21 protein-coding genes are annotated in these 25,169 nt (G+C 62.5%); 13 read left to right on the plus strand and 8 right to left on the minus strand.

The window, feature by feature from the left end; genetic code table 11:
* The first annotated feature begins 79 nt into the window (after nucleotides 1–79).
* The gene (locus CXQ82_RS12150) at nucleotides 80–1,030 is read left to right on the plus strand and encodes a GlxA family transcriptional regulator (RefSeq protein ID WP_101269197.1); all 951 of its coding nucleotides are present in this window, start codon (nucleotides 80–82) and stop codon (nucleotides 1,028–1,030) included.
* A gap of 95 nt (nucleotides 1,031–1,125) precedes the next feature.
* Nucleotides 1,126–2,649, plus strand: a complete 1,524-nt coding sequence (locus CXQ82_RS12155; protein WP_101269201.1) for a winged helix-turn-helix domain-containing protein — start codon at nucleotides 1,126–1,128, stop codon at nucleotides 2,647–2,649.
* Here CXQ82_RS12155 and CXQ82_RS12160 read toward each other — a convergent pair.
* Together CXQ82_RS12160 and CXQ82_RS12165 are read right to left on the minus strand one after the other, a co-directional pair.
* Nucleotides 2,596–5,373, minus strand: coding sequence for a winged helix-turn-helix domain-containing protein (locus CXQ82_RS12160; protein WP_101269204.1), 2,778 nt, complete (start codon nucleotides 5,371–5,373; stop codon nucleotides 2,596–2,598). The genes CXQ82_RS12155 and CXQ82_RS12160 overlap by 54 nt on opposite strands.
* Before the next feature lie 58 nt (nucleotides 5,374–5,431).
* Complete coding sequence (locus CXQ82_RS12165) at nucleotides 5,432–5,830, minus strand: helix-turn-helix domain-containing protein (protein WP_101269206.1); 399 nt, start codon at nucleotides 5,828–5,830, stop codon at nucleotides 5,432–5,434.
* A 214-nt stretch (nucleotides 5,831–6,044) separates the two neighbouring features.
* On the opposite strand from CXQ82_RS12165, the gene CXQ82_RS12170 reads away from it, so the two are divergent.
* On the plus strand, nucleotides 6,045–6,968 hold the full coding sequence (locus tag CXQ82_RS12170) for a LysR family transcriptional regulator (RefSeq protein ID WP_101269208.1): 924 nt from the start codon (nucleotides 6,045–6,047) through the stop codon (nucleotides 6,966–6,968).
* Between the two features lie 829 nt (nucleotides 6,969–7,797).
* Nucleotides 7,798–8,235, plus strand: coding sequence for a carboxymuconolactone decarboxylase family protein (locus tag CXQ82_RS12180; protein ID WP_101269210.1), 438 nt, complete (start codon nucleotides 7,798–7,800; stop codon nucleotides 8,233–8,235).
* Between the two features lie 21 nt (nucleotides 8,236–8,256).
* On the opposite strand, the gene CXQ82_RS12185 is transcribed toward CXQ82_RS12180, so the two are convergent.
* On the minus strand, nucleotides 8,257–10,419 hold the full coding sequence (locus CXQ82_RS12185; protein ID WP_101269213.1) for a TonB-dependent siderophore receptor: 2,163 nt from the start codon (nucleotides 10,417–10,419) through the stop codon (nucleotides 8,257–8,259).
* 129 nt (nucleotides 10,420–10,548) lie between these two features.
* Nucleotides 10,549–11,436, minus strand: coding sequence for a helix-turn-helix domain-containing protein (locus tag CXQ82_RS12190; RefSeq protein WP_101269216.1), 888 nt, complete (start codon nucleotides 11,434–11,436; stop codon nucleotides 10,549–10,551).
* Between the two features lie 138 nt (nucleotides 11,437–11,574).
* On the opposite strand from CXQ82_RS12190, the gene CXQ82_RS12195 reads away from it, so the two are divergent.
* From CXQ82_RS12195 to CXQ82_RS12215, 5 genes are all read left to right on the plus strand, one after another.
* Nucleotides 11,575–12,933, plus strand: a complete 1,359-nt coding sequence (locus CXQ82_RS12195) for a glutamine synthetase family protein (protein ID WP_101273770.1) — start codon at nucleotides 11,575–11,577, stop codon at nucleotides 12,931–12,933.
* Between the two features lie 24 nt (nucleotides 12,934–12,957).
* A complete protein-coding gene (locus tag CXQ82_RS12200) occupies nucleotides 12,958–14,046 on the plus strand; it encodes a polyamine ABC transporter substrate-binding protein (RefSeq protein WP_101269218.1) in 1,089 nt (362 codons plus the stop codon).
* Nucleotides 14,043–15,329 (plus strand): FAD-binding oxidoreductase, encoded by a 1,287-nt coding sequence (locus tag CXQ82_RS12205; RefSeq protein ID WP_101269220.1) that lies wholly within the window; start codon nucleotides 14,043–14,045, stop codon nucleotides 15,327–15,329. The genes CXQ82_RS12200 and CXQ82_RS12205 overlap by 4 nt, the downstream gene beginning before the upstream one ends.
* A gap of 184 nt (nucleotides 15,330–15,513) precedes the next feature.
* Nucleotides 15,514–16,194 (plus strand): hypothetical protein, encoded by a 681-nt coding sequence (locus CXQ82_RS12210; protein WP_101269222.1) that lies wholly within the window; start codon nucleotides 15,514–15,516, stop codon nucleotides 16,192–16,194.
* Nucleotides 16,195–16,204: 10 nt separating this feature from the next.
* Nucleotides 16,205–17,113, plus strand: a complete 909-nt coding sequence (locus CXQ82_RS12215) for an EamA family transporter (protein WP_101269224.1) — start codon at nucleotides 16,205–16,207, stop codon at nucleotides 17,111–17,113.
* Here CXQ82_RS12215 and CXQ82_RS12220 read toward each other — a convergent pair.
* Nucleotides 17,082–17,975 carry a LysR substrate-binding domain-containing protein gene (locus CXQ82_RS12220; protein WP_101269225.1) on the minus strand — a complete coding sequence of 298 codons (894 nt, stop codon included), beginning with the start codon at nucleotides 17,973–17,975 and terminating at the stop codon, nucleotides 17,082–17,084. The two genes, CXQ82_RS12215 and CXQ82_RS12220, sit on opposite strands and share 32 nt — an antisense overlap.
* Before the next feature lie 114 nt (nucleotides 17,976–18,089).
* Here CXQ82_RS12220 and CXQ82_RS12225 point away from each other — a divergent pair, with 114 nt between their 5' ends.
* The 3 genes from CXQ82_RS12225 to CXQ82_RS12235 are packed head-to-tail and all read left to right on the plus strand — an operon-like array spanning nucleotide 18,090 to nucleotide 20,355.
* Nucleotides 18,090–19,094, plus strand: coding sequence for an aldo/keto reductase (locus CXQ82_RS12225; protein ID WP_101269227.1), 1,005 nt, complete (start codon nucleotides 18,090–18,092; stop codon nucleotides 19,092–19,094).
* Nucleotides 19,095–19,111: 17 nt separating this feature from the next.
* Nucleotides 19,112–19,909, plus strand: a complete 798-nt coding sequence (locus tag CXQ82_RS12230; protein ID WP_101269229.1) for an SDR family NAD(P)-dependent oxidoreductase — start codon at nucleotides 19,112–19,114, stop codon at nucleotides 19,907–19,909.
* A gap of 29 nt (nucleotides 19,910–19,938) precedes the next feature.
* A complete protein-coding gene (locus CXQ82_RS12235; protein WP_101269231.1) occupies nucleotides 19,939–20,355 on the plus strand; it encodes an SRPBCC family protein in 417 nt (138 codons plus the stop codon).
* A 136-nt stretch (nucleotides 20,356–20,491) separates the two neighbouring features.
* Here CXQ82_RS12235 and CXQ82_RS12240 read toward each other — a convergent pair whose 3' ends face one another.
* Both CXQ82_RS12240 and CXQ82_RS12245 read right to left on the minus strand, forming a co-directional pair.
* Nucleotides 20,492–21,886 carry a HAMP domain-containing sensor histidine kinase gene (locus CXQ82_RS12240; protein ID WP_101269233.1) on the minus strand — a complete coding sequence of 465 codons (1,395 nt, stop codon included), beginning with the start codon at nucleotides 21,884–21,886 and terminating at the stop codon, nucleotides 20,492–20,494.
* A complete protein-coding gene (locus tag CXQ82_RS12245; RefSeq protein ID WP_101269235.1) occupies nucleotides 21,864–22,547 on the minus strand; it encodes a response regulator transcription factor in 684 nt (227 codons plus the stop codon). Before CXQ82_RS12245 ends, CXQ82_RS12240 begins: the two co-directional genes overlap by 23 nt.
* A 312-nt stretch (nucleotides 22,548–22,859) precedes the next feature.
* Between CXQ82_RS12245 and CXQ82_RS12250 the strand changes: the two genes are divergently transcribed.
* Entirely contained in the window at nucleotides 22,860–23,753 is an 894-nt protein-coding gene (locus CXQ82_RS12250) for a hypothetical protein (RefSeq protein ID WP_101269237.1), read from the plus strand.
* A gap of 145 nt (nucleotides 23,754–23,898) precedes the next feature.
* Here CXQ82_RS12250 and CXQ82_RS12255 read toward each other — a convergent pair whose 3' ends face one another.
* Nucleotides 23,899–25,137 (minus strand): multidrug effflux MFS transporter, encoded by a 1,239-nt coding sequence (locus CXQ82_RS12255; protein WP_101269239.1) that lies wholly within the window; start codon nucleotides 25,135–25,137, stop codon nucleotides 23,899–23,901.
* Between the last annotated feature and the right edge of the window lie 32 nt (nucleotides 25,138–25,169).

The following is a 25,169-nucleotide window of genomic DNA, read 5'->3' on the forward strand; positions in this document are numbered from 1 at the left end:
ATAACTGTCCCTTTAGAGTTGACAGTAATGAACGTGCCATAATGCTCTCCGCATTCCTTCTCGATGGACTTCCCGTTTTATGAAAACCGTGGCCATGGCGCTGTTTCCGGACTTCTTGCTGCTCGACATGGCTGGGCCGCTTGAGGTGTTTTCGATTGCCAACCGCTATCTGCCGGCAGCGGCGCATTACCAGATCCTCACCATCGGCACCGAGCCCGGGCCATTACGCGCGTCTAATGGCGTAGTGGTGCAGGCGGACCTGTTGCTGGAGCAAGCCCAGGGCGCTTATGACCTGCTGCTGGTGCCCGGCGGGCCGGGCGCCTATAACGAGTGCCACCCCGCGTTGCTGCCCTGGCTCAAGGCTGCGGCGCCACGGGCGCGGCGCTTTGGCTCGATCTGTACCGGTGCCTTTGTGCTGGGGCACGCAGGGCTGTTGGACAATCACCGCGTGACCACCCACTGGCACTACACCGATCGGCTGATCAAGGCATTCCCCCAGGCTATCGTCGAAACCGATCGCATCTACCTGCAGGACGGGCGCTTGATCACCTCCGGCGGGGTGACCGCCGGTATCGACCTGGCGCTGTCGGTCGTGGCCCAGGACCATGGCAAGGAAGTCGCTGTGGAGGTGGCCAAGGTGCTGCTGGTGGTGATGAAGCGCCAGGGCGGCCAGGCCCAGTTCAGCCCGATGACCGCCGCCGTGGCGCCCCAGGAAACGGCAATCACCCGTGTGCAGAATCATGTGCTGGCGCATCTGGAGCAGCCATTTACCATTGAGTCCATGGCCGGGTTGGCCGGCATGAGTGCGCGCCACTTTGCGCGGTTGTTTGCCAAGGACGTGCAAATGACGCCCATGGCCTTCCTGCAAGGCGCGCGCATCGACCGCGCCCGGCAACTGCTGGAAACCACCGACTTGCCGCTCAAGACCGTGGCCTTCCATGCCGGGTTCGGCAGCGTGCGGCATATGCGCTTTCTGTTCAGCGAAAAACTCGGCCTCAACCCTACCCAATACCGACAGCAGTTCAGTTAACGACAGAATGTCCGTCTCGCGCACCCGATTGTCCGTGTCGCTCCCTGTGCCAGCATTGTCCTGTCATCGGTAGGTGGCAAGATAACGTCGAGCCCATGGAAAAGGATGCGCGAACGCCCAAGGTCGGGCGTTCCAGCGCGATAACAGTCATGAACAACCCTCAGGCGATTGACGCTGATGGCACGGTGCGCTTCGGCGGCTATGTCTTTCACCGGCAACAGCGGCTGGTCAGCAAGGCTGGCTGGCCGGTGCCCTTGGGCGGCCGTGCGCTGGATATCCTCGCGGTGTTGTTGGAGGCGCCCGGGCAGTTTTTCAGCAAGGCCGAGTTGATCGAGCGGGTCTGGCCCCGCAGCGTGGTGGAAGAGAACAACCTGCGAGTGCACATCGCCGCACTGCGCCGTGCCCTCGACGGGCAGCGCTTGATTCTCAATGACCCCTTGCGCGGCTACTGCTTCGCGGCGCCTGTGCAGGGCGTGCTCCAGGCCGCTACCGCGCAGCACAACCTGGCCGCGCGGCTCAGCCCGGTGATCGGTCGCGAAGAACTGTTGGGCGTATTGGTGCGGCGCTTGTCCGGGCAACAGTTGATGACCCTCACCGGTTGCGCCGGCGTGGGCAAGAGCACCTTGGCCCTGGCGCTGGCCGAGCGGGTGTTGCCGCGCTATCGCGACGGCGTGTGGTGGGTCGACCTGGCTACTGTCGAAGCGCCGCTGACGATGTTGCGCCACCTGGCCACCGCGCTGCAGCTGGAGCCCAGCGGCAGCGCCACCGAACTGTGTCGCCAATTGGCCGGCAGGCAACTATTACTGGTACTCGACGGCGCCGACCGACTGCTTGGCGCCTGTCGGCATCTGCTGCGGGTGTTACGCGAGCAGGCGCCCCGGGTCAGCGTGCTGGTCAGCAGCCGCGAAGCCCTGCATGCCCCTGGCGAATGGGTGATGCGCGTACCTCCACTGGCGCTGCCCGCACCGGCGGCGTTGGGCAGTGTTGAACAGGCGATGGGCAACCCGGCGGTGCAGTTATTCGTGGCGCGGGTGTGTGCCGGCCAGCAGGGGTTCGTCTTGCGCCCTCAGGACCTGGCACCGCTGCGGGATATCTGCCGGCGTCTCGACGGCATTCCCCTGGCCCTCGAGCTCGCTGCCGCCCAAGTCGACGCCCTTGGCGTGCGCGGCGTGCAGACGCAGTTGCGCCGTGGCTTGCAGGTACTGACCCGTGGCCGGCGCACGGCCGTGGAGCGCCACCAATCCCTGACTGCCGCCCTGGACTGGACCTACGAACGCCTGAGCCTGCCGGAGCGCTGGCTGTTCCTGCAACTGGGCTTGTTCAAGATGGCGGTGAGCTTGCCCACCTTGAGTCAACTGGTGGCCGGCACCGAGCTGGAACACGCCGACCTGTCCTACTTGCTCGCACGCCTGGTCGACACGTCGCTGCTGACCCTTGAACCCGGCCCCGGCTACCCGCGCTATCGCTTGCTCAATTGCCTGCGCAGCTATGCCTTGGCGCAACTGCGCGACCCCCTGCAGGTGGCGCGTTTGCAACAGGGTTATGGGCATTACCTGGGGCCGTTTTCAGGCCGGGCGTTTGTCCTGCAACTCGTCGAGCAGGCTGCGTACGCGGACTAGATCCTGGGTGGCAAACCCTTCGGTAAACCGCCCATAGACGCTTGCCAGCAAGTCGCGGGCCGGCTGCACGCGGCCTTGGGTCTGCCACCGTCGCGCCAACGACATTGCGCAACGCAGCTCCCAGGCCAGCGCGCCTTGTTGGTGCGCCAGGCCCAGGGCTTCAAGCAGCAACGTTTCGGCGGCGCCGGTATCGGCCAGGCTCTCGGCGCGCACCCGCAGAATCTCCGGGGTGCACCAGCCGGCCGCGCCGTTCCTGGCGCGTTCGAACAAGGCGTCGTCTACCGCGTGGGCGTTGAAAGTCACCAGGATGTCCTCGACCAAGCCGAGCCCCTGCACCTCGGTAATGGGTGTGGTGCCCTCGTAGCAGCGCGCCCAGGTGTGGAACAACTGCACCGAATGTTTTTGTGCCTGCTGCAACAGCAGGTCCAACTGATCGCGTGCTGCGAGGCTATCGCCGTTGTAGTGGGCGATCACCACCCCGGCCAGGGCCAGGGTGTAGCAGATCGACGTACCGTGGTTGATCTGCAACGCCAGCGTCAGGGCCTGTTCAGCTGTGCGCGCCGCGCGCTCGGGGAAGCCGCGCAACCAGAGGATACGCGCGAGGATGGTCAACGAGGCCACGCTCTGGTCGTACTGCACGCCAAAACCATGGGTAAAGCGGTTGAGATGGCCGCTCTGGGCCATGCGCTGGATCACCTGCTCGGCATTCTGCTGCGCCAGCGCCTGGTGGCCCGCAAAGTGCTGCGCGAGTACGCGCAGGCGTTGGGCGCTAAGCGCCAGCAACGGCTCGGCCTGGGGGGCTGACGGATCAAAATGCAGTTGATCGAAATGCAGGCTTTGCACCAGGGCCTCGCGATAGTTGCCATCGCACAGGCTGACCGCCATCTGCCCCGATACCGCGCGCAACTGCCCGGCCAGGTCCTTGCCGGCCTCCGCCAGGCGCTGCGCGCAGGCAAAGGCATCGACGGTCTGTGGCGTACCGCCTTGGGTGTGATAGCAAAAGCTGCCGTGCGCCAGTTGCAAGGCCATGTGCAAGCGCTGGCTCGGCGCATTGGATTGCTCGAGCCGCGCCAAGGCCTTACCCACGTACAGGCCGTGCTCGCGCAGTAATGACAGTTCCTGCCACAACGGCATGGCGCTGACGGTAAGACGAATACCCAGCAGGTGCACACCGTGCTCGCCCAGGCCCCAGTCGAGGGCGGCGCGGATGTCTTCACGCAGCGGTGCATAGCGGTCGATCCAGATTTGCGTCGCCGTTTGCTCCCAATCGTCCTGTGCCTGGTTCATCAAGGTCAGGCAGCGGTTGGCGTGGCGTTCGCGGGTGGCGCCAAGCTCGTCGGCAATACTGAGTTTTTCCAGGGCGTAGGTGCGGGTGATGTCCAGCAGGCGGTAGACCATTTCGTCATCACCGGGCTCCACATTCAGCAAGGACTTGGCCACCAGTTGGGTGATCGACCCCAACACCTCGGCGGGCGCGATTTGCTCACCAGCAATCACCGCCGCCGCACTGGCCAGGCTGAAGCCGCCCCGGAACACCGCCAGTCGGCGCAGGCAAATCTGTTCGCAACCGGTGAGCAGGTCGAAGCTCCAGTCCAGTGTGGCGCGCAAGGTTTGATGGCGCGGCAGGGCGCTGCGCCGGCCACGGGTGAGCAGGCGGAAGTTGTCTTCCATCTGCACCAGCAGCCTGGGCAGGCCGAAGCGCTCGATCTGCGCCGCCACCAGTTCGATGGCGAGCGGAATGCCGTCGAGGCGCTGGCAGATATCAATCGCCAGGGGCAGTTCGGCTTCACTGAGTTCAAAGCTGTCTTGATGGGACATGGCCCGCTCGATCAGCAATTGCAGGGCCGGGTAGCCCAGGGCCTGGGCGCGGTTGCCGCTGGCGGGCGGGCAGGCCAGGGGCTCCAGGCGTTGCACATATTCACCCTCGGCGCGCAGGGCTTCGCGGCTGGTGGCCAGGATGTGCACTTTGGGGGCATGGCGCAGCAGGGTTTCGCTGATCAGCGCGATATCGTCCAGCAGGTGTTCGCAGTTGTCGATCACCAGCAGCACCTGGCGCTCCTGCAAGCGGCGTGCAAATTCGGCGAGCGGTTCGTGCTCGGTGTGGGTCAGGTCGAGCAGGGCGGCGAGGTTAGGCAGGATCATCGACGGTGCGCTGAGGGGCGCCAGGTCCAGCAGGCGAATTCCGTCGCGGTAGTGGCCGATCAGCAATTCCGCCACGCGCAGCGCGACGGTGGTCTTGCCGATGCCGCCGGCGCCGGTCAGGGTGATAAAGCGCTGCTCGGGCAAGTGCTGCACCAGGCTGTCGATCAGCGACTGGCGGCCGATCATGCGGGTGCGCCGCAGCGGCAGGTTGTGGCACGGGCGTTGGGGTTCGCCTTCGGTGGGCATTGTCATCGGTTCGATGCTCAGGGGCGCCACAAAACTGTAGCCGCGCTGGGCCACCGTCACGATATAGCGCTGCCCGGCCTGGCCATCGCCCAGTGCCTTGCGCAACGCCGCCATATGCACCCGCAGGTTGCCGTCCTCGACCACGCTTTTGGGCCAGACCCGGGCGATCAGTTCCTGCTTGCTCACGACATTGCCGGCCTGCTCCAGCAGGATCAGCAGGATATCCACCGCCCGCCGCCCCAAACGCAGAGGGCGGCCGGCTTCCAACACCAGGCGCTGGTGCGGGTGGATGCGGTAGGGGCCAAAATGCACGGCCTGATCGCGTTGGTCACTCATGGGTGGCCGTGCTCTGGGTAAAGTAAGCGGCCAGCATATTCCAGGTACGTGCGGACCACTAGGCAGCGATCTCTTGAGGCTTGTGACGCAATTGGTGATTTCGCCAGGTCATCGGGTTGACACCCTCGCTGCGCGTGAACATATGGCAGAAGTGCGCCTGGTCGCAGAAGCCGCACTCCAGGCTGATTTGCGTCAGGCTCAAGGAGGACTGGGTAATCAGCTCCTTGGCGCGCCGGATACGCTGCTGGCGGATCCATTCCTGGGGCGACAGCCCGGTGGTGCACTTGAAAGCGCGGGAAAAGTGGCTGCGCGACAGCGCGCAGGCCTGGGCCAGGTCGGCAATGGCCAGGCTTTCGCCGAGGTTGGCGAGGATCAATTGCTTGGCGATACGCTCGCGCCGAGGGCATAGGCCGCCGGTAGCGGATAAGCGGGGAGTACAGTACTCAATTCGGGCCATGACGGTTATCCGCAGTCGATGGGAGCGTTCCCGGTGAATGGATGCAGTGTAGACGCCTGCATTCTTGTCACCCGACCGCTTGGCTGACGAGTTAATCGTTGTTAATTTCGCCAGGTGCAGCGGCGAAAATCGTCAAAAAAGACAGCACAGGCATGCAATCTAAGTGGCGTTTTGCGTGCTTATCTTATGAACTGCTAACCGTTTGGATATCACCATGAATCGCAACGACCTGCGCCGCGTCGACATGAACCTGCTGGTGATTTTCGAAGCGTTGATGTTCGAGAAGAACCTGACCCGGGTGGCCGAAAAACTCTTCATGGGCCAACCGGCGGTGAGCGCGGCATTGGGGCGCTTGCGAGATTTGTTCGACGACCCGTTGCTGCTGCGCAACGGGCGGGGCATGGAGCCCACGCCACGCGCCATGGCGATACTCAAGGAGCTGCAACCGGCTATGGACACCATTTCTGGCGCAGTCAGCCGCGCCAAGGATTTCGACCCTTCGACCAGTTGTGCGGTGTTTCGTATCGGTTTGTCCGACGACGCTGAGTTCGGCTTGTTCCCGCCCTTGCTCAGCCGATTGCGGGAAGAGGCGCCGGGGATTGTCGTGGTGGTACGGCGGGCCAATTACTTGCTGATGTCGTCGTTGCTGGCCAGCGGTGAGATTACGGTGGGGGTGAGCTACACGACTGATTTGCCGGCGAATGCCAAGCGCAAGAAGCTGCGGGATATTCCGTGCAAGGTGCTACGTGGGGATGACGGTTTGGCGCCGCTGAGCTTGGATGATTATTGCGAGCGGCCCCATGCGATGGTGTCGTTTTCCGGGGATCTGAGTGGCAATATCGACCTGGACCTGGCGCGTATTGGCCGGGCTCGGCGGGTGGTGTTGGCGGTGCCGCAGTTCAGTGGGTTGCGGGCGCTTTTGGCGGGCACGCAGATTATTGCGACGGTGCCGGATTATGCGGCGTGTGCGTTGACTGAGGGGACGACGTTACGGGCTGAGGACCCGCCGTTTGCGATTGATGCGGCGGAGTTGTCGATGGTGTGGAGTGGGGTGCATGACAATGATCCGGCGGAGCGGTGGTTGCGGGCCAGGATTTCGGAGCATATGGCTGTGGGTGGGGGAGGCGGCGGCCGCTGAGTACATATCCGTTATTTGGGTGGGGGCTGATATTGGTTCCGCTCTTACAGCGGGTCACTTTTTGAAGAGCGCAAAAAGTAACCAAAAACGCTTCGCCCCACCACTCGGCACCTCGCTTAGGCTCGGTGTGCCCTCACTCCGGCTTTGGACCGTGGGCCGCCGCCATGGGCCATCCTTGGCCCATCGCGGCTAACCCGGCGTCCTGCCGGGTTACCCACGCTCCAAAGCCTGCGTTCGGCCAGCGTGGTTAACGGGGCGCCTCAGATCAAGATCAAAAGCCAAAGCAGATCAAAAGCAGAGCACGGCGGCCTAGTAGCCGACCTGAGTGGTGTAGATCAAAAGCGCTGTTGCTTTGCTTTGTTTTTGCTGTGGCCCTTACATCCTTTTCGCTGACGAAGTCAGCGGTCTTTTGATCTGCGCTGTTGATCGTGATCTTGATCTTGATCTTAGGCGCCCCGTTAAACACGCTGGCCGAACGCAGGCTTGAATCCGTGGGTAACCCGGCAGGACGCCGGGTTAGCCGCGATGGGCCAAGGATGGCCCATGGCGGCGGCCCACGGATTCAAGCCGGAGTGAGGGCACACCGAGCCTAAGCGAGGTGCCGAGTGTTGGGGCAAGAGCCCTTTTGGTTACTTTTGGGGCTCTTTTCCAAAAGTGACCCGCTGTAAGAGCGGAACCAATAGCCGCCGTTACCGCAGCAACGGATATGTACCCAACCCCGTCCCCCCCCCCCACATTGGTCACCCATTCTTCCCCCAAATTGGATATTCCTCCAGCCCCCCCCGGTGACTAACCTAGCCACCACCCCCAACCACTCTGGAGCACCACCATGCAAGCCCGTACCGACTTCTACACCGCCTCCCCAGACGCCATGAAAGCCATGCTCGCCCTGGAAGCCGCCGTCGGCAAACTCTCCATCGAGCTACCCCTGCTGGAACTGGTTCGCCTGCGCGTCTCGCAAATCAACGGCTGCGCGTTCTGCCTCGACATGCACACCGCCGACGCCCGCAAGGGCGGTGAGACCGAACGCCGCCTGTACACCGTGTCAGCCTGGCGTGAAACGCCATTCTTCACCCCGCGTGAACGCGCCGCGTTGGCCTGGGCCGAAAGCCTGACCTTGCTCAGCCACACCCACGCCCCGGACGAAGACTTCAACGCCCTGGCCGCCGAGTTCAGCGCCCAGGAGCAGGTCGACCTGAGCGTGGCAATCGCCACCATCAACAGCTGGAACCGCCTGGCGGTCGGTTTCCGCAAGATGCCCAAGTAAGCGGCTTTCTTGTGGTAAGCGTCAGAAGTTGACCGAAGCACTCAGGCGCGCCGTCAGTGGCGCGCCCTGGAACAGATAGTCATCGCCCATGTACTCGCCCGCGTCGCGCCAGTAGCGCTTGTCGAACAGGTTGTCGACGCTCAGGCGAAACACCGTTTCGTAGCCGTCCACTTTGGTGGTGTAGCGGCTGCCGACGTTGACCACCGCATAATCCCCCACCTCCACATTTCCCGTGCGATTGGCGTACTTCTTGGCGCTGTATTGCACGCCGCCCAGCACCGCCAGGCCGTTTACCCACGGCAGGGCGTAGTCGGCGTACACGCTGGCACGTAACTTGGGCACGTTGATCGCTTGGTGGCCTTCGTATTCCGGCGTGCCGCTGCCGGTGACCCGTGCGCGTATTGCCGCCACGCTGGTGGCGATCTGCAGGCGCTCGGTGGCCCAACCGTTGGCCGACAACTCCAGCCCGGTGTTCTTCTGCTCACCCTGTTGCACGTAGGTGAAGTCGCCGGCGGCGTCCGGCTTGGCGTATTGGTACGCCTGGCGGGTCTGGAACACGGCGGCGGCGAAGCTGATGCGGCGCCAGTCGTATTTCACCCCGGCTTCAATTTGACGGGAGGTGGTCGGGGCCAGGGTGTCATCGTTGTTTTCCGCGAACCACGGCGCCGTGCCGCCCAGGGACAGGCCTTTGCTGTAGCTGGTGTACAACGAGATGTTTTCAATCGGCTTGTAGATCAACGCGGCTTGGGGCAGGAACACGTATTGCTGGGTGTGGCGTGTCTGGTTGCCAGTGGTGCCGTCGAAGGCTTTTTCATCCAGGCGCACTTCGCGGCCACCCAACAGGGTTTGCCACTGGTCGTTGAAGCGGATGCGGTCGCTGACGAACAGGCCGTACTGGCGGCTGTCGAGGTTGCGATGGCTGTCGTTCAACGGCTTATCGGTGGGCGTGAACGTCGGTGCATCCGTGTCGATATCTGTGGTGCCGATGTAATCGTTGACTGACTCGCGCTTGTCGATCACACGGCGGAACGCGCTGGTGCCGAAGGTCAGCTCATGGCCAAGGCTGCCAGTGTTGAACAGCCCGGTCATGGCGGCCTGCACTTCATCGTCGCGGCGTGTGTCGTCGGGGCTGCGGTAGTCGTAGACGTCGTAATTGCCCTCGGGGCTGAAGTAGTTCGGCACCTTCGCGGTACAACTGCTGGAGCCATAGCAGCCCCAGGCAAACGAACTGTAATCGTCAATCACCACCTTGCTGCGCGCCGCGCTGACGCTGCCTTTCCACTGGTCGCTGAAGCGGTATTCGAACTTGCCGTTGAGGTTCAGCGAGTCGATGCCCACCTGCTTGGAACCGCTCTGGTGCCCCAGCAACTTTTTCGGCGAGGCGTCATGGGGCAGTTCGGTGCCACCGAGCAGTTGGTAACCGGGTACCGAGCGCTGTCTCTTGTCCTGGTATTCCGCATCCAGTTGCAGCACGGCGTCGGGGCTGATGTTCCAGTCGAAGGCCAGGGACACGAAATCGCGTTGGCCATTGGCGTGTTCCACATAGGAATTGAGGTCTTCATGGGCCACGTTGGCACGCAGGCCGAATTGCTGCTCGCTGCCAAACCAGCCGCCGACGTCGGTGGCGATATAACCGCTGCCTCGATCGTCGCTGGACACGGTTACCGAGCGCACGTCCTGCGGGCGCTTGGTCACGTAGTTGATCACGCCGCTGGGCTCGGAAATCCCGCTTTGCAAGCCCGCCAGGCCCTTGAGCACTTCAACTTGCTCCTTGTTTTCCAGGGCCACGTTCTGCTCGCCGGTGATGGTGCGCCCGTTGATCTTGTAGCTGCTGGCCGCATTCAGCGAGAAGCCGCGCAGCACAAAGTTTTCGTAGTAGCCAATGGGCGCGTAGCTGTCGCCCACCGAGGCGTCGTTGCGCAGCACTTCGCTGAGCAGGCGCGCTTGCTGGTCCTTGATCAGCGCGGCGTTGAGCACCGTGATCGAGGCCGGGGTGTCCAGCAGCGGCGCTTCATCGAGGCCGCTCACCGACGCAGTATCTGCGCGGTAGCCGGATTCGTCCTGGCCCTGGACCTTCACCGCAGGCAATTCGATCTCCGCCGCAAGGCTGTTGCCGATACCGCCGCTGAGCAGCAGGCCGAGGGCGAAACGTGAGGTGACGACGGGACGAAAACGCAAAACCATGGGGGCAGGGCCTTAAAGCGCAGGGCGGGGGGCGCATAAGCTAGGCATAAGCGCGCACTTTTACAAGTATTCGAGAATGATTCGCACATTGAGACATCGCGTCTCAGTCGTCCCACCTTTGAATACATTTCAAAGCGAGCGTTTCAGGGTTTCGCTCGGCAGTTCCTTGAACAACGCCCGATAGCTATTGGAAAACCGCCCCAAGTGCCAGAACGACCAGTTCATCGCCACCTCGGCCACGGTGGTATCCGCCCCCCTTAGCAATTCCCGCCGCGCCCCATTCAACCGCCGCAAGCGTAACCACTGCGCCGGGCTCATCCCGGTGTAGGTCTTGAAGCCCTGCTGCAACTGGCGCAACGGCACGCCGGCGATCTGCGCCAGTTCCAGCAGGTTGACGGTTTCATCCGGGGCATCCGCCGACCATTCGCCCACGCGTGCCATCAACCGGCGCTCTGCGCTGCGGCGCTGCAAGGCGCTGCGGTCCAGGCACACGCAGGCGTTATCGAGGATGAACAAGCAGTCGTCGAGCAGTTGCTGAGTGAGGGAGGCGGGGGCGAGCACCGTGGACAAGCGTGTCAGCGTGCCGCTGAGCCAGCGGGTGAACAGCGCGTTCTGCTGGCAGCTCAGTGGCGCCATGAACAAACCTTCCAGCTTCGCCATGTCCAGCCCATGACGCTGCAAGAACTGTGGGCCGAACACCACCGCCACTTCTCGGTAGTTTTCCGGGGTGATCCAGGTGTTGCGGCTTTCGCCATTGAGCATGTACAGCGCGTTGTCGCTGCCATCGAAACAGAATGCCAGCGACCCTGGCGGCGCGTTGAAGTGCTGCTCCACGCGGGTGTTCATGCACTCTTCGTACACCTCCACGCCTTGCAGGTCGAGGTAACGGATCTGCCCGGCAAAATGCCCTGGGGACATCTGTTGGTACTGCTGCACCCAGCCGGGTGTCGCACTGCATTGAGCGGCCACATCACCGGTGGTGAAGGCCTGTACGCGCAAAGCGGTTGCCTGTGTCATGGGTGATCCGTGCGCACTCTATTGGTGCGTTGTGCTGCGTGCAAAGTGGATAGATGCCGTGTGAAGGCTGGCCCAAGATAGACCTCAATGCGCCGCCAGTACAAGCCGGCGTGGCATCCAACCCATGACGAGGTCCTTATGAACGCCCCCTTCGATCAGCTGTCCGCCTGGCTGAAAGAACACAAGATTACCGAAGTCGAATGCGTGATCAGTGACTTGACTGGCATCGCACGCGGCAAGATTGCGCCCACCAACAAGTTCCTGCATGAGCGAGGCATGCGCCTGCCGGAAAGTGTGCTGCTGCAAACGGTAACCGGGGACTTTGTCGACGACGATATCTACTACGACCTGCTCGACCCGGCCGACATCGACATGATCTGCCGCCCGGTCTCCAACGCTACCTATGTGGTGCCGTGGGCCATCGAGCCCACCGCCATCGTCATCCACGACACCTTCGACAAGCAGGGCAACCCGATCGAACTGTCGCCGCGCAACGTGCTGAAAAAAGTCCTGCAGCTTTACACCGACCAGGGCTGGCAGCCGATTGTCGCGCCGGAAATGGAGTTCTACCTGACCCAACGCTGCGAAGACCCGGACCTGCCGTTGAAGACCCCGGTGGGCCGCTCCGGTCGCGCCGAAACCGGGCGCCAGTCGTTTTCCATCGACGCGGCCAACGAGTTCGACCCGCTGTTCGAAGACGTCTACGACTGGTGTGAACTCCAGGGCCTGGACCTCGACACGCTGATCCACGAAGACGGCCCGGCGCAGATGGAGATCAACTTCCGCCACGGCGACGCCCTCGACCTCGCCGACCAGATCACCGTGTTCAAGCGCACCCTGCGTGAAGCCGCGCTCAAGCACAACGTGGCCGCCACCTTCATGGCCAAGCCGGTGGCCGACGAACCGGGCAGCGCCATGCACCTGCACCAGAGCGTGGTGGACATCGCCACTGGCAAACCAGTGTTTGTCGATGCCGACGGCCACATGAGCCAACTGTTTTTGCACCACATCGGCGGCCTGCAGAAGTACATCCCCAAGCTGTTGCCGATGTTCGCGCCCAACGTGAATTCGTTCCGGCGCTTTTTGCCGGACACCTCGGCCCCGGTCAACGTGGAGTGGGGCGAAGAGAACCGCACCGTTGGCCTGCGCGTGCCCACGTCGAGCCCCGATGCGATGCGCGTGGAAAACCGCCTGCCGGGTGCCGATGCCAATCCCTACCTGGCGATTGCCGCTAGTCTGCTGTGTGGCTACCTCGGAATGATCGAACAGATCGAACCCAGCGCTGCGGTGGAAGGCCGCGCCTACGAGCGGCGCAACCTGCGCTTGCCGTTCACCCTCGAAGACGCGCTGGCGCGGATGGAGGACTGCGACACGGTCAAGCAGTACCTGGGCGACAAGTTTGTGCGCGGCTACGTCGCGGTCAAGCGCGCCGAGCATGAGAATTTCAAGCGGGTGATCAGTTCCTGGGAGCGTGAGTTCCTGCTGTTGAGTGTCTAAAAAAAATCATAAAGGGGTGTCGATATGCGTCTCGTCAACAAGCTTCTCCCGCTGGCCCTGGTGGCGGCGTTCAGCAGTGCCAGCCAGGCCGCGCCGACGGTCAGCGTCTACAACTGGACCGACTACATTGGCGAGACCACCTTGGCCGATTTCCAGGCCAAGACCGGCATCAAAGTGATCTACGACGTGTTCGACTCCAACGAAACCCTGGAGGGCAAGTTGCTGGCGGGGCGCACCGGGTATGACGTGGTGGTGCCGTCCAACCACTTTTTGGCGCGGCAGGTGAAGGCCGGCGCATTCCTCAAGCTCGACCGCGCGCAGTTGCCCAACTTCAAGAACCTGGACCCCAAGCTGCTCAAGCTGCTGGAGAAAAACGACCCGGGCAACGCGCACTCGGTGCCGTACCTGTGGGGCACCAATGGCATCGGCTACAACGTCGACAAGGTTAAGCAGGTGCTGGGTATCGACCATATCGATTCGTGGGCGGTGCTGTTCGAGCCGCAGAACATCAAGAAGCTCAGCGGGTGCGGCGTGGCGTTCCTCGACTCGGCGGATGAGCTGTTCCCGGCAATCCTCAACTACATGGGCAAGGACCCGCGCAGCGAAAACCCCGAGGACTACAAACAGGCCGAAGCCAAGCTGCTGACCCTGCGCCCGTATATCACCTATTTCCATTCCTCCAAGTACATCTCGGACCTGGCCAACGGTGATATCTGTGTGGCGTTCGGGTATTCCGGCGATGTGTTCCAGGCCGCCAACCGCGCCAAGGAAGCCAAGAACGGCGTGAACATCGCCTATTCGATTCCCAAGGAAGGTTCCAACTTGTGGTTCGACCTGCTGGCGATTCCCGCCGACGCCGGCAACCCGAAAGAAGCCCATGCGTTCATCAACTACCTGCTCGACCCCGAGGTGATCGCCAAGGTCAGCGCCTCGGTGGGCTACGCCAACGCCAACCCGGCGGCCAAGGCCTTCATGGACCCGGAGCTGGTGAACAATCCTGAGGTGTACCCGTCCCAGGAGGTGCTCGACAAACTGTATATTTCCACCACGCCGACCCCGGCGACCATGCGCCTGATGACCCGCGCCTGGAGCAAAGTGAAGACCAACAAATGAGCCTCGACCACGCCCAGTCCTACTACCGCGCCTCGGCCAATCCCATGCCGCAGCGCGCGCCCCTGGGCACCGACCTGAGCGCCGACGTGTGTGTGATCGGTGGCGGCTTCACCGGCGTGAATACCGCCATCGAACTGGCCCAGCGCGGGCTCTCGGTGATCCTGCTGGAGGCTCGGCGCATCGGTTGGGGCGCCAGCGGGCGCAACGGTGGGCAGTTGATCCGGGGGATCGGGCATGACGTTTCCGGCTTTGCCAAGTATGTGGGCGAGGAGGGCGTGAGCTACCTGGAGCGCGCCGGTATCGACTCGGTGGCGCTGGTGGGCGAACGCATTCGCATGCACGCCATCGACTGTGACCTGCAATGGGGCTTTGCGGAACTGGCCAACACCCCGGCGCAGTTCGCCGCCTTCAAGGCCGAGCAGGAGGGCCTGGCACGCATGGGCTATGCCCACGAAACCCGCCTGGTAGGCCCGCAGGACATGCAGCAGGTGGTGGGTTCCACAGTGTATGCCGGCGGGCTGGTGGACATGGGCTCCGGGCACTTGCACCCGCTTAACCTGGTGCTGGGCGAGGCGCAGGTGGCCGAGGGCCTCGGGGTGCGGATCTTTGAACACACCGAGGTGCTGGAGCTGATCCACGGCGACACCGTGCAGGTGCGCTGCGCCAACGGCAGCGTGCGCGCGGCTAACCTGGTGCTGGCGTGCAATGCGCACCTCGATGAGCTGGAGCCGCGCTTGAGCGGCAAGGTGCTGCCGGCGGGCAGCTACATCATCGCCACCGAGCCGTTGTCGGTTGCGCTGGCCAACGGATTGATCCCGCAGAACCTGGCGCTGTGTGACCAGAAAGTCGGGCTGGATTACTACCGGCTTTCCGCTGACCGTCGCCTGCTGTTCGGCGGCGCCTGCCATTATTCGGGGCGTGATCCGCAGGACATCGCCGCCTATATGCAGCCGAAAATGCTCAAGGTGTTTCCGCAGTTGGCCAACACGGCCATCGAGTTCCAGTGGGGCGGCAAGATCGGCATCACCGCCAACCGTTTCCCCCAGGTGGGACGATTGAAGCAGTACCCGAACGTGTTCTATGCCCAGGGCTATTCCGGCCATGGGCTCAACGTGACCCATTGGTGTGCAAAGCTGTTAGCCGAAGGCATTCACGCAGGCCAGAGTCCGGGCCTGGATATTTTCAGCCAAGTGCCACACATGACCTTCCCCGGCGGCAAGGCGTTGCGCTCGCCGCTGCTGGCGTTGGGGATGTTGTGGTACCGCTTGCGCGAGCTGGTTTAATCAGACGGTTTATTCAGCGCTCATCACCCCGGAAAAGGACGACGTGCTTTTTCCTTACACTTTCCCCAGGCCTTTTCAACTGTCCGTACGGTCAGTTACGGGCAGTTAAACGTTTTAGTAAATTCCGCTCCCGTTTGGACAGGCGCCGGTCTGGCGTCTGCTTTTTACTACAGGGAGTATGGAAATGTTCGACATCAACAAACACCGGCATGACTTCTTTTATAACCTCGCGACCGTGATCGACGGCCTGGTGCCAGATGACCTGTGTGACGCCCTGGCGGAACGGGTCAACATCATCATCAGCGAGCAAGGGGTCGATTTGGTCAACCACCAGAGCCTCGGCACCGATGCTGTTTCCGATCTGGGCGGCGCCTACAACCACCATATCTTCAAGGGCGATGATATCCGTTGGTACCTGCCGGAATTGCCGGCGATTTATCACAGCCTGGTGCCACTGGTGAGCCTGGTTACGCATACCGACACGGTGGTGTCGCCGTACCCGCTGTCGGATATCAATATCAAGGCCTACCCCCCGGGCGGCGGCACCCTCGGGCTGCATTACGACACCAATGGCATCACGGTGTTGCTGTTTCTCACCACTAACCAGGAAGCGCCCCTGCGCATGCAGATAGAACGCGCGCACCCGAGCCAGAAAGAGCCCTGGACCGAGCACCGGAAAATCTACGCGAAAAAAGGCTCGCTGCTGATCATGCAGGGGCGCAAGACCTTGCACGACAGCGAGCCAACGGTTACCGAGCAAAAGCTCTCGGTGGTTTACAACTACTACGAACGCCACGACACCTACCGCCACGAAGATTTCGACAACTTCGTGTACTACGGCATTGCGCCCAAGACACTGGCATAAGGGGCGCGCCATGAGATTGAGCAAAATAGACCTTTTTTCCGGCCTGGCCGTCACGACCATCTGGGGCGCCAACTTTTCGGTGATCGGCCTGGGGTTGCAGTCCCTCGACCCGTTTGTGTTGACGTTGTTGCGGTTCACCTTCTGCGCGGTGCCCTTGGTGTTGTTTATCAAGCGCCCGCCCGAGGTGTCCTATGCCACGTTGATTGCCTACGGCGTGCTGTTTGGCGCCGGGCTCTGGGGCGTGGTGAATGTGGCCATGTACCACGGACTGTCGGCGGGCATGTCCTCGGTGTTCCTGCAATTCAGTGCGTTTTTCACCATCCTGATGAGCCGCTGGTTCCTGGACGAGCCGATCAATCGGATACAGGGCGCGGGCATGACCTTCTGCGCGGTGGGGTTGCTGGTCATGCTGCAGCTGTCGGACGCAGTCTCGACCACCGTAGGAATCGTGCTGGTGCTGTTGGCGGCGTTTTCGTGGTCGCTGTGCAACCTGATCGTCAAGGTGCGCAAACCCGAGGACATGGTGGCGTTTATCGTGTGGTCCAGCCTGTTTTCCATCCCGGTGCTGTTGTTGATGACCCTATGGTTCGAGGGCGCCGAACCGTTGTACAACCTGATCACCGACTTTACCTGGGGGGCGGGCTTCTCGATTGTGTTCCAGTGTTACGTCACCACCCTCGTGGGGTACCGGATCTGGAACAACCTGATGAAGAAATACCCGGCGTCGGCGGTTGCCCCACTGTCGCTGATGGTGCCGGTGTCCGGGTTGCTGACCTCGTACCTGTTTTTTGACGAACAGCTGCGCAGCGAGCAGGGCATAGCCATCACCCTGGTGTTTATCGGGATTGCGCTGTTCGTCAACTCCACGCGTATCCACGAGCGATGGCTCAAGCCTGGGGATCGGTCAGCACCTTCCTGAACGTTTCCACCAGCGGCCGCAGGTTGACCCGATGCCACGCCGCCCACAGCGGCGTGGTGTAGGTCAGCCACGGCAGCTCGCGCAACACCACGCCAGGCGGTGCATTGCGGCTCAGGCCTTTTTGCACCATCGCCACGCCCAACCCGGAGGCCACCAGGCCCAGGGCGGTGAACGGTTCGCTGGCTTCCATGGGGATCTGCGGGGTGAACCCGGCGCGGATGCAGGCGGCGACAAAGTCATCGGCGGGGCTGGCGCCAGGTTTGCGCTGCACACCGATCCACTGCTGCTCGGCCAGGTGCACGGGCAGTAATTCTTTCTGCTGGGCCAACGGGTGATGTTCCGGCAGGGCCAGCAACATCGGGTCGTCCAGCACTTGCTGCGCGGTCAGGTCCGGGTCGTCGGCGGCCGGTGGTTCAGCCACCAATGCGACGTCCAGGCTGCGTTGGCGCAGGCCTTCCAGCTGTTCGAGGGAGGGCAGGTTGTACAGCTTGATATGCACGCCAGGCCGGTCATCGCGCAGTACGCGCAAGGCATTCGGCAACACGCCGGCATGCATGGCGTTTTCGATATAGCCGATGCACAGCCCACCTTCTTCGCCCCGGCCCAGGCGTTTGCCCAGGGACTCAAGGCGGTTGGCGTGGGTCAGCAGGGCCTTGGTTTCGGCCAGGAAGGTCTGGCCGTCGCGGGTCAGGCGGATGCGCTGCTGGCTGCGTTCGAACAGGGTCAGGCCCAGGCGTTCCTCAAGCTGGGCGATCTGCCGGCTCAAGGGCGATTGGGAAATGTGCAGACGCTCGGCCGCGCGGCCGACGTGTTCTTCTTCGGCGACCACTTCGAAGTAGCGCAGTTGGCGGAGGTCAAGCATGTTTAAGACCTGTAGAGACTCAAGTTGGTCGCAGTATGTCTTGGACGGTCCGATCTCTGCAATCTAGGATCTGCTCAACGGTCACCGAGACCCCGCACCGAATGAGGATCCATCATGAGCTTGAAAGACAAACTGCCCGGCGTTCTGGGCTTTGGCACCGCACCACTGGGGAACATGTTCCGCGCCATCCCTGAAGAAGAAGCCCAGGCCACTGTCGAGGCCGCCTGGAACCACGGCGTGCGCTACTTCGACACCGCGCCGTTCTATGGCTCCGGCCTGTCGGAAATCCGCCTGGGCCAGGCCCTTTCAGGCTACAACCGCGATGACTACGTGCTCAGCACCAAAGTTGGCCGGGTGATTCTCGATGAAGTCGAAGCGAGCGCCCGCGACCTTGGCGAAAAAAGCGGTGTGTTCGAACACGGCCGCCCGAACAAGATGCTCAACGACTACAGCGCCGACGCCACCTTGCGCTCCATCGAAGACAGCCTTGAGCGCCTGCAAACCGACCACCTGGACATCGTGTGGATTCACGACATCGCCCAGGACTTCTACGGCGACCAATGGCTGGAGTACTTCAACCAGGCCCGCACCGGTGCATTCAAGGTGCTGACCCGCCTGCGTGAAGAAGGCGTGATCAAGGCCTGGGGCCTGGGCGTAAACCGCGTTGAACCGTGCGAGCTGACCCTGGACCTGAGCGAAGCCCAGCCCGACGGCTTCCTGCTGGCCGGCCGCTACACGCTGCTGGATCACGAGCGTGCGTTGCAGCGGTTGATGGCGGCGGCCCTGGCGCAGAACGTCGAGATCGTGGTGGGCGGCCCTTATAGCTCGGGCATCCTGGCCGGCGGCGCACACTTTGAATACCAGCCCGCCAGCCCGGCGATCATCAGCAAGGTCGAGCAGATCAAGGCGATTGCCCAGGCGTTCGGCGTGAGCGTGAAAGCCGCGGCGCTGCAATTTTCCCTGGCACATCCGGCGGTGGCTGCTGTAATTCCCGGTGCCAGTCGTCCGGGGCGGATTGCCGAAGACGTCGCGGCGTTGTCAGAGAACATTCCGGCGGCCTTTTGGCAGGCCCTGCGTGATGCCCGTTTGATTTCGGACCGCGCACCTCTGCCGCGTTAACTTCAGGAGTTCTACCGATGAAAATCGATGTAAGCGGCAAAGTAGCCATCGTCAGCGGCAGCACCGCCGGTATCGGCCTGGGCATCAGCCAGGCCCTGGCGCAGTCCGGGGCTACCGTGGTGGTGATCGGGCGTGAAGCGGGCAAGGTGGATGACGCGCTGGCAAGCATTCGCCAGGCGGTGCCCGGCGCCGACCTGCGCGGCCTGGTGGCGGACCTCGGTACGGCACAGGGCGCAGAGACGTTGTTCGCCGCCGAACCGCGCGCCGATATCCTGGTCAACAACCTGGGCATCTTCAACGATGTGGATTTCTTTGAAGCGCCCGACAGCGAATGGACGCGCTTCTACGAGGTCAATGTGATCTCGGGTGTGCGCCTGGCGCGGTTTTACACACCCGGCATGGTGGCGCAGGGCTGGGGGCGGGTGATTTTCCTGTCGTCGGAATCCGGGGTGGCGACGCCGGCCGACATGATCAACTACGGCGTGACCAAAAGCGCCAACCTGGCGGTGTCCCACGGCCTGGCCAAGCGTTTGGCGGGCACTGGCGTTACCGTCAATGCGATCCTGCCGGGGCCGACCTTTACCGACGGCCTGGAGCAGATGCTCAAGGACGCCACCGCCAAGTCCGGGCGCAGTGCACGGGATGAAGCCGATGTGTTTGTGCGCAATGCGCGGCCCACCTCGATCATCCAGCGCGCGGCGAATGTGGATGAAGTGGCCAACCTGGTGGCGTACATTGCTTCACCCTTGTCGTCTGCCACCACCGGTGCCGCGCTGCGGGTCGACGGCGGTGTCGTCGACAGCATGGCGATCTGAATGCTTGTTTATCTTCTGGAGTATGTATCGTGGCAACAGCGTCTTCTGTGATTGAAATCCCGGTACCGGCCGATCAGGTCTGGAAATTGGTCGGCGGCTTCAACAGCCTGCCGGATTGGCTGCCGCTTATCGTCAAGAGCGAGCCCAGCGATGGCGGCCGCGTGCGTCACCTGCAAACCGCCGACGGTGGCGTGGTGGTGGAGCGTCTGCAGAGCTTTGATAACGTCGGCCGTAGCTACAGCTATACCATCGAGGAATCGCCGTTTCCGGTGAGTGCGTACCTGGCGACGTTGCAGGTTGAGCCGTTGAGCGAGTCGTCGGCCAAGGTGACGTGGTCGGGTGTGTTCACCCCGGCGGCGGGGACCACGGAGCAGGCGGTGGAAGAGCTGTTTGCCGGTGTGTACAGCGGTGGGCTTGAGGCGTTGCGGGCCAACTTCCCGGCTTGATCTACCAGCCGATGCAAAACCAAATGTGGGAGGGGGCTTGCCCCCGATAGCGGTGGGTCAGTTAGTGAAATGCTAACTGACACACTGTCATCGGGGGCAAGCCCCCTCCCACATTTTGACCTCACAGTCTCCTGGATCAGGCCTCGGGCATCAGCTGCTGGCGGCATTCCAGAATCAACCTGGCCCCCCCTTGTTCACTGCTACCCACCTCCAGCTTGAACCCATGCAAGTTGATGATCGCCGCCACAATCGACAAGCCCAAGCCGAAGCCGCCTTGCTGGTCGCCTTCATCCACGCGATAGAAACGCTGGAACACCGCATCACGTTCCGCCGCCGGGATGCCCGGCCCGGAGTCGTGCACTTCGATGCGCGTACTGCCGGCATCATTGAGCCCGCGCAAAATCACTTCGCCGCCCGGCGGGGAGAACTTGATCGAGTTGCTCAGCAGGTTGGCCAAGGCTTCGAACAACAGGGCGCGGTCGCCGGTGATCCATGGCAAGGATTCCGGGGCTTCCAGGCGCAATTGCAATTCACCTTCTTCCGCCAGGGGCAGGTAGAAGTCATGCAACTCGCGCAGCAGCGGCAGCGGGTCCATCACCAGGAAGCCGGAACGGCGCTGGTGGTCTTCCAGCTCGGAGATGCGCAACAAGCCACGGAAGCGCGCCATCAGGGTGTCGGTTTCGGCAATCGCGTCGTCGAGTTTTACCGCGTAGCCGGAATCTTCCTCAGCCTCCTGGCGGATGCGATACAGCTGCGCGCGCAGGCGCGTCAGTGGGGTGCGCAGGTCGTGGGCAATGTTATCGCACACGCCCTTGACCTCGTTCATCAGCTTCTCGATACGGTCGAGCATGGCGTTGACGATGGCCGCGAGCATGTCCAGTTCGTCTCGCCGGTTGGACAGTGGCAAGCGGTGGGTGAGGTCGCCGGCGACAATCGCCTCGGCGCTGGCCTGGATCCCACGAATCCGCCGCAGCGGGCGTCGGCGCAGCAGATGCCAACCGGCGGCGCCCGGGATAATGGTCAGGGACAGCGCCCACAGCAGCGCATGCCAGATGATCCGCGTCACGCCAAACAACGAACCATTGGCGCGCACCAGCACCAGCCAGCGGCCGTCGTCGGTGTGGGTGGCCACGGCGTCGCAGCTGTCCTTGGGCAGTTTGGGGTCGTCGGAATCGACGCAATTGGCCAGTGCGTGGATCTTGCCGTCCAGGGGCAGGTCGGGCGGGATCGCGCGGATCGGCCCGCTTAGAGGGCGAAATTGCTCATCGAACAGGCCGTAGGCGTCGACGCCCTTCATGTCGAAGGTCATGCTGGTGGTCAGCGCTTCCACCAGTTCTTCGCCGTCGAAACGCTGGAACAGGTGCTGGCGCTGCATCAGGGAGTGGCGCGACAGGTCACCCAGGTAACCCGAGACTTCGTAGTACAGCACCCCCATGAGGATGCAGCTCCAGGCCACGAACAATGAACTGTACAGCGCCAGCAAGCGGCTGCTGGAAGAGCGCCAGCCCTTAGAGGGGTTCAGCAATGACATAGCCGGAACCTCGTACCGTGCGGATCAGCGGCGTGAGGCCCGGCGGGTCGATTTTCTTGCGCAGACGGCCGATGTGCACGTCGATCAGGTTGGTGCCCGGGTCGAAGTGGTAGCCCCAGACTTCCTCGAAGATCATCATCCGCGACAGAATCTGCCCGGTGTTGCGCATCAGGAATTCCAGCAGTTTGTATTCGGTGGGCAGCAGGCTCAGCGGCTGCTCGGCGCGGCTGGCTTCGCGGCTGATCAGGTTCAGTTCCAGGTCGGCCACGCGCAGTGCGGTTTCGAATTCCTTGACCGTGCTTTTACGCCGCAGCAGCACCTCCACGCGTGCCGCCATTTCGTCGGAGGCAAAGGGCTTGGTCAGGTAGTCATCCCCCCCGGCACGCAGGCCGCGCACGCGTTCGTCCACATCGGAGAGGGCGCTGATCATCAGGATCGGCGTCGACACGCCGATGGTGCGCAGGGTGGTGACGATGGCCAGGCCATCGAGTTCCGGCAGCATGCGGTCAAGGGTGATCAGGTCGTAATCCCCACTCACTGCACGCACCAGGCCTTCGCGGCCGTTGTCCACCCAATCTACCTCCAGTCCATGGCTACTCAGCTCCGCGACAATCTCGCGGGCTGTTACGGCGTCATCCTCGATGGTCAAAATACGGGTCATAGGATTACCTGGTGAGCGATTCACACTAGAAGTGGACACATTTTGCCAAGGTTTGCCTGAACGCTTCCTAAATTAAACTTCATGTTGGCAAAACTGACACAAGTTTCATGCCGGGCAGTGGCCGTGTGGGAGGGGCTTGCATAACGCCCGCCCTTAACCGGCATTTCTTGCAACTTGCATGGTTCGACTAAGTTCAATTTACTTAACTCGTTGAAATATAACGTTTTTAAATTTAATCCCGGCTGGCACGTTGCCTGCACTGTCCCTTTTGAGAGTTGTAACATCATTTTTCCTGCCGGGAGCATAACAACAATGATCACATCGTCATCCACGCTACAAGAATCGAGCACGCACTCCGGGGTTTCCTGGGGGGCGATCTTTGCCGGGGCCGCGGCTGCGGCGGCACTGTCGTTGATCCTGGTATTGCTGGGCTTCGGCCTGGGCTTTTCGGCGGTATCGCCGTGGGCCAACAGCGGCATCAGCGCCAAGGGCCTTGGCATTTCCACGATTATCTGGCTGGCGTTTACCCAGATTGTCGCCGCCGGGTTGGGCGGTTATATCGCCGGCCGCTTGCGGGTGAAGTGGGCAAACATGCATGGCGATGAGGTGTACTTTCGCGACACCGCCCATGGCTTCCTGGCCTGGGCCGTGGCAACGCTGGTGACGGCGACCCTGGTGGTCGGTTCGGTCAGCAGTGTGGTGGGTGGTGGCGTGCAGGCGGGTGCCAGCGTGGCCTCGGGCGTGGCCCAGGCTGCCGGCACTGCTGCGCAGGGCGTGAAGGGCGATGACTTCGGCTACTACGTCGACAGCCTGTTCCGCGACGACCGCCCAGCCGCTGTCAGTGATGATGCGGCCCACGCGGTGGTGGCGCGCATCTTTGCCCGCACCGTGAGCAACGACGGCCAACTCGCCGCTGAAGACCGCGCCTACCTGGCCCAGTTGATCAGCCAGCGCACCAACCTCAGCCAGGCCGATGCCGAAGCGCGTGTCGACAAGGTTTATGGTGATGCGCGCAAAGCCATCGAAGACGCCAAGCTCAAAGCCAAGCAAGCCGCCGACACTGCCGCCAAAGCTGCCGCTTATGCCTCGCTGTGGACCTTCGTTGCGCTGTTGATTGGCGCCTTCTTTGCCAGCTTCGCTGCAACCTTTGGCGGCCGCCGCCGGGATGCGGTGGTGTATGTCGAAACCGAACACTTTGTCCGTTAATTCAAGGAGAACACTATGCGCTCATTACTGCTTTGGTTCCTCGGTGTGCCTATCCCTGTGATCATCCTGATTGCGATCTTCATGCATTAAACCTGAGCCTGGCTCGGTCCCCTGTGGGAGGGAGCTTGTTCCCGATAGCGGTAGGTCAGTCGGTATTGCCGGCGACTGATACACCGCCATCGGGAGCAAGCTCCCTCCCACATTTTGTTTTTTGGAGCGTCAGCCAGCTGCTCACCAGCAGTGCACAGGCCACTGAAGTCATGATCACCAAGGGTTGCGACGTGCCGTCAGACAACAACCCGGTCGCCCAACTGCTCACCGCCGTGAGGAACATCTGGGTAAAAAAGAACAACCCCGACGCCGTCCCGGCAATCGCACCGTAAGGCTGCAACACCGACAGCTGGCACGCCGGAATCACCATCCCCACCGACACCATGATCACCACCATCGGCAGCACAATCGCCAGCCATTGCTCTGGCCAGGTGGTAGTGGCAACCGCGAGGATCACGCTGCCGAACACATTGAGGGCGATGGCGGCGCTGATCAGGCGATCGGGCTCGAAGCGCAACACCCACCGACGAAACAGGTTGGCGCCCAGCATGTAGCCGCTGATCGTCGCGGCGAACACCAGTGCATAGGCCGTGGCAGAGAGGTGAAAACCGCGTTGCAGCAGCGCCGAAGACTCACTGATAAACGGAAAATAGGTGCTGTACACGCAGCCGATCGCCAGGGAATAGCGCAGGAAATGGCGGTCACGCAGCAATTGGCCGTAGATGCGCAGCAGGTTGTTCGGCGGCGCAGCGGCGACTTCCGGCGGGCGGGTCTCCGGCAGGCGGCGGTACACCACCAGGTACAGCACCGCGCCGATCACGCCGAGCAACGCAAACAGGCCGCGCCAGTTGATAAACGGCAGCATCAGGCTACCCAGCACGGGGGCCGCCATGGGCGATATGGCCATGGCCATGGAGATCAGGCCCAGCAGACGCGCCTGTTCGTGGCGGTCGAAATAATCGCGCACGATCACGCGGCCAATCACCGTGGTGCAGCAGCCGCCCAACGCCTGGAACAGGCGGGCGACGATCAGCACGCCAAGGCTGTTGGCCAGGGCGCAGGCGACGGTGGTCAGCACATACAGCAACAGCCCGGCCAACAGCACCGGGCGCCGGCCGAAACGGTCGGTCAACGGGCCGCTGACCAGCAGGGAGATCGCCGAGCCGAGGGTGTACAGCGTGAGGGTCAGTTGCAGCTGGCTGTCACTGCTCTGGAAGTAGTCGGCCATGGCGGGCAGGGCTGGCAGGTGCATGTCCAGGGTGATGCGCGGCAGGCCGATCAGCACGGTCAGCAGCACCAGCCAGAACCCGGAGGAGAGGGTGCGTTGAGTCATGGGAAGTTTCTTCGCAAGGGTAGAGCCCGCAC

The organism is Pseudomonas sp. S09G 359 (assembly GCF_002843605.1).
Lineage (GTDB): Bacteria > Pseudomonadota > Gammaproteobacteria > Pseudomonadales > Pseudomonadaceae > Aquipseudomonas.